Origin of the sequence: Chamaesiphon sp. VAR_69_metabat_338, from assembly GCF_031423935.1 — a bacterium.
Taxonomy (GTDB): Bacteria; Cyanobacteriota; Cyanobacteriia; order Cyanobacteriales; family Chamaesiphonaceae; genus Chamaesiphon.
In genome coordinates this window covers 1-4,921 of sequence record NZ_JANPGM010000474.1, presented here as the reverse complement: position 1 = coordinate 4,921, position 4,921 = coordinate 1, and the positions used below count along the sequence as shown (strand labels likewise).

Sequence of the window (4,921 nt, the reverse complement as noted above, 5' to 3'; positions counted from 1 at the left end):
ATATCTAAATTGTAACGTGTAATATTCTCGGAATTCTAGGTTTTCCACACAAACAAAAAGGGCGAGCAATGCTCGCCCTTTTTGTTAAAGTATTTATGACTATTTAACGGTGGTTACTGCCGCTTGTTTGTGGTGTGTCGGCAGTTCGGCTGGAGACGAGACTTGCATCCAGAGTAAATTTTGTAAAATGGTAACACCAGCGATCGCCGCTAGTGAGCCAGCAACCGCAACTTTAGATAGTTTAGCTGTAGTGAGAATTGTCCGATCGTCAGTAGTGGCGAGAACTGGTTTCGATGCAACTGAGGTAAAAGTCATGTATTTTTCTCCTAATCTCTATCTATGTGGACAGTGAGCATTTTAGGCGGTTCGCAAAAATATGGCTGGTATTTTTAAAAACCAACAGCTTTTGCGGATGATACTTGATGAGCCTGGATCGACTCCTTCCATCTACACATTCTAACGTTACGTTTTCGCAAACTAGAACTACACCCGATCGGGCATTCATCCGAGTGTCAGAATGTAATCCCCTCCCCGTAACGATCGTCAAGATCGCTAAAAATTGTGAATCTTAAATGAGAGTTGCCACTCAGCTACCAAATTCAACCGCTCGATCGCTGGCATAGAGTCACCCTTGGCGATTCTTGTAGAAATGTTAAGATAAAGACAGCAATATTTTTTGTCGATCGTGCAAATGTCGAAATCTTCTCTTCCCAAAGTTGTCGTGATTGGTGCTGGTATTGGCGGATTGACAGCAGGTGCCTTGCTCGCCAAACGGGGCTATGAAGTAACGATATTCGATCGGGCGATCGTCCCTGGTGGCTGTGCGTCTACATTCAAGCGGCAAGGATTTACCTTTGATGTCGGGGCGACGCAAGTTGCGGGATTAGAACCAGGCGGCATCCATCATCGGATCTTCAGCGAATTAGAAATCGAGTTACCGCCAGCAGTACCCTGCGATCCGGCTTGTGCGGTATTTTTACCAGGGGAAACCACCCCGATTAGTGTCTGGCGCGATCCCGAACGCTGGCAAGCCGAACGCCAGCAGCAATTTCCAGGGAGCGAGCCGTTCTGGCAATTTTTACAACAATTATTTAACGCGAGTTGGGAGTTTCAAAGCCGCGATCCGATCTTGCCTCCCCGCAATCTGTGGGATGTCACTCAACTAGTCGGCGCACTGCGGTTAGGAACGCTGATTACCGTCCCGTTTACTCTATCTACCGTCGGCGACGCGATCAAGTGGTTTGGATTGGATGGCGACAAACGGCTGCGGACGTTTCTGGATTTACAGCTCAAACTCTATTCTCAAGTCACGGCAGCAGAGACAGCCTTACTATATGCAGCCACCGCGCTAGGAGTATCGCAGACACCCCAAGGACTGTACCATCTTCAGGGCAGTATGCAAGTCTTGAGCGATCGATTGGTGGCATCTCTAGAGCGGGATGGTGGCAAATTATTGATGCGGCATACGGTGGAGTCAATTGAATGTGACAAAACTGGCGTAACAGGCGTAACGATCCGCAACCAAAAAACGGACGAAACTTGGACGGAAACCGCCGCTGAAGTGGTCGCAAACGTCACGGCACAGGATTTGGTCAGATTGCTCGGCGATGCGGCTCCTAAGTCAATTCCGCTGCCATTACTATCACTCGACAGCTATCGATCTCGTGTCAAAACTTTACCCCAAGCTTCGGGGGCCTTCGTGGTGTATCTGGGCGTAAAAGCCAGTGCAATTCCCGCAGAATGCCCTCCCCATCTGCAATTCCTCTACGATTACGACGGCATCATCGGTGAGAATAACTCCCTCTTTGTCTCCGTTAGCCATCCCGGTGACGGACGCGCCCCAGAGGGCAAAGCGACGATTATTGCCTCCTCATTCGTCGATCCGAATCGGTGGTACGACGAAGGTGTAGATTATGAGACGATGAAGGCTGAATATACCGCAGTGGCGATCGCGAAATTAGGCGAATATTTCGATCTCCAGCCCGAAAATATCATCGTCACTGAAGCTGGCACTCCCCGAACATTCGAGCATTATACCGGACGCGATCGCGGCATCGTCGGCGGCATCGGGCAACGGGTATCGACATTCGGGCCATTTGGATTTGCAACGCGGATTCCCGTGGCGGGATTGTGGATGGTGGGTGACTCTACCCATCCAGGCGAGGGTACGGCGGGAGTTAGTTATTCGGCATTAACTGTCGTGCGCCAGATCGAGCAGCAGGTAGGGAGTTAAATTACATAGATAATTGATTTAGAATAAATTCGATCGTGAAATCGTTCAGATCCTGATGAAAACTACTCCCGAACAAACAAGAGCGATTATCCGCTGGGGGCATCAACATCGCCGGATGCTCAGAGAAGAGTATCGTCGCCAATTTGTAGCGTATAGTGCTACGCGGCTATTGGCGGCAGGGAGAGATTGGGATTTGGTAGAAGCCATCGCGAATGCTGAGGGGGAACCATATTTGGTGAAATGGATTCCCGCTCAGACATCAGAATTTCAATTTTTTTGACTTGTTTAATATCGAGTTTATCCAAGCAGAGGAAAGAATCGAGTTTAAGTGGCGAGGCAATCTAGCTCAAGCTTAAGTATGCCGATCTTCACCTGCTCGATCGACTTCGGATCGAGCACATATTGAAACCAGAACCGATCGCTGTATACTGACATTGAATTGACGATCGATCTTCGTCTAGCTTGAAATCCCGCCAAAATTGTTATGTCTATTCTCGATCGACAAGGAAGATTATTTGGTAAATTCAGCGTCCTCGACATTGGTGCTGTCCTAGTAATGTTGTTTGTGGTCGCCGGAATTTTTCTTTCGCCTGGAAATACCGGGCGAATTAACGGTCAAGATAAAGGTCAAGCCGTCGAAGCCGATGTGATCGTCCGAGGATTAAATGTCCTCAATCCCGATACTCTGATGCAGCAATTTAGTCCAGGCAGCAAACTGAGTTTTGTGATTCGCAATCAGCCAGCCGGACAAGTCGATATCAAATCCGTCCGTCAACTCGATCGCAATTTAGCCATCCCCCAAGCAGATGGTACGGTCAAAGCCATGAAAGATCCCCGCCCCGATTCCTATAGTGTCGATATGATCGTCACTGTGACAGGCAAAGGTCAGAAAACGAAAGAAGGGCTAGTATTGGGTAATACCAAGATGAAGATCGGATCTTCCGTCGAAATCGACCAACTCAATTACAACTTCAACGGCACGGTCATCGATATTCGCTACCTGAATAAGTAAACTCGCGATCGATGAGACTGTGAGACTGGGAGAGGGCAGGACGGGGGAATAGGAGACTGGGAGACTACTTTGTTTGCTTTTAATCCCTATCCCCTATCCCCTATCCCCTATTCCCTACCTAACGCCTAAAGCCTAAAGCCTCATTCCACAATCCGTACTAGCCGCTACAGAATATTGCTGTCATGCTATAGAAAGGTGGCGAACATCGCGCGACCGATCTCCAGTATCTAATTATCACCAATGATTACAGCAGAAAATACAACAACAATCGCACTCCTAGTCATCACACTCGGTATTTTGGGGTGGGGTTATTATCGGAATCGAGACTTGGGTAAATTCGGGATTCTATCATGGTTGCAATCAGCCGTGCTGATGATTCCTTGGCTGTTGAGCTTTGGGGCACTAGCTGCTGGTTTGTACATCAATCTCGCGGGCGTATTGCTGTTACTAGTCATCTCCACAGGTTTGTATATTTGGTTAGGTACCCAAGTCCGCACTGCCGCCGAAGATCCCGAAGTAGTCGCCAAAATTGCCGCGCGTCAGACCGAGTACCAAAGCAAACAACCGATCGACTCCACTGAAACTGGCGCGCAAGCCCTATCGATCGCGTTGGACATGATGACGATGCCCGAAGCAGATTTAAGCGCGATTAAAGGCATTTTTGGCATTGATACCTTTTATGCAACTGAAACGTTGGCTTATCAGCAGGGGGCAATTTTCAAAGGCAACTTACGCGGTGAAGCGGCTACAGTCCATCAGCGACTGACGGCTAAATTGCGCGATAAAGTCGGCGAAAAATACCGTCTATTTATGGTTTCCGATCCCGAAGAACGTCCGGTCGTAGTCGTTTTACCCAGCAGCAGCGACCCGCAAGCGGCAACCGTCGGCCAACAAATTCTTGCTGTCATCCTCTTTGTCTCAACTATTGCCACCAGTTTAGAAGCAATGGGTGTATTTGTAGGATTTGATTTTTACGCCCATCCCGATCGATTCCGCGAAATTTTACCATTAGTGCTGGGCGTCTGGACGATCCTCATCGCCCACGAAGCTGGGCATCAGATCTTGGCTAGAATGCGCCAAGTCAAACTCAGTCTGCCCTTCTTTCTCCCCACTGGCCAAATTGGCGCATTTGGTGCGATTACGAAATTTGAATCGCTGGTACCAGATCGCAGTACGCTGTTTGATATCGCTTTAGCTGGCCCCGCCACTGGCGGAATTATCTCGTTGGCAATGCTGATCGGCGGGTTGCTCCTATCCCATGCTGGCAGTGGCTTAGAGATGCCTTCCCAGTTTTTCCAAGGTTCGATTTTGGTGGGTACTTTAGCCAAAATTGTCTTGGGTGCCACGATTCAGCAGTCAACGCTGTGGATTCATCCGCTGGTAATTATTGGCTGGTTGGGGTTGGTTATCAATGCGCTCAATCTGATGCCTGCCGGACAACTCGATGGTGGCCGCATCGTCCAGGCGATCTACGGTCGCAAAACCGCTCAACGCAGCACTTTGATTACGCTTGTGATTTTGGGCTTCGTAGCCTTTTTCAATCCCGCTAATCTGGTGATTTTCTATTGGTTGATTTTGGTGGGCTTTTTGCAACGGGGACTAGAGCGTCCGAGTCTCGATGAGATTACCGAACCCAACGATACACGCGCGGCGTGGGGCTTACTCGCACTATTTTT

The 4,921-nt window shown here is 49.0% G+C and carries 5 protein-coding genes; 4 read left to right on the top strand and 1 reads right to left on the bottom strand.

Annotation, left to right across the window (positions count from 1 at the left end; all coding sequences use genetic code 11):
- Positions 1 to 99 precede the first annotated feature (99 nt).
- Positions 100 to 315, bottom strand: coding sequence for a hypothetical protein (locus RMO84_RS13155; protein WP_310488908.1), 216 nt, complete (start codon positions 313 to 315; stop codon positions 100 to 102).
- A 376-nt stretch (positions 316 to 691) separates the two neighbouring features.
- Here RMO84_RS13155 and crtD point away from each other — a divergent pair, with 376 nt between their 5' ends.
- The 4 genes from crtD to RMO84_RS13135 all read left to right on the top strand — a co-directional run.
- Complete coding sequence (crtD, locus tag RMO84_RS13150) at positions 692 to 2,233, top strand: C-3',4' desaturase CrtD (protein WP_310488907.1); 1,542 nt, start codon at positions 692 to 694, stop codon at positions 2,231 to 2,233.
- 55 nt (positions 2,234 to 2,288) lie between these two features.
- Positions 2,289 to 2,513 carry a hypothetical protein gene (locus RMO84_RS13145; RefSeq protein ID WP_310488906.1) on the top strand — a complete coding sequence of 75 codons (225 nt, stop codon included), beginning with the start codon at positions 2,289 to 2,291 and terminating at the stop codon, positions 2,511 to 2,513.
- A 204-nt stretch (positions 2,514 to 2,717) separates the two neighbouring features.
- Positions 2,718 to 3,245 (top strand): DUF4330 domain-containing protein, encoded by a 528-nt coding sequence (locus RMO84_RS13140; protein ID WP_310488905.1) that lies wholly within the window; start codon positions 2,718 to 2,720, stop codon positions 3,243 to 3,245.
- Between the two features lie 240 nt (positions 3,246 to 3,485).
- On the top strand, positions 3,486 to 4,921 hold a 1,436-nt coding region (locus RMO84_RS13135; RefSeq protein WP_310488904.1), incomplete at its 3' end, for a site-2 protease family protein.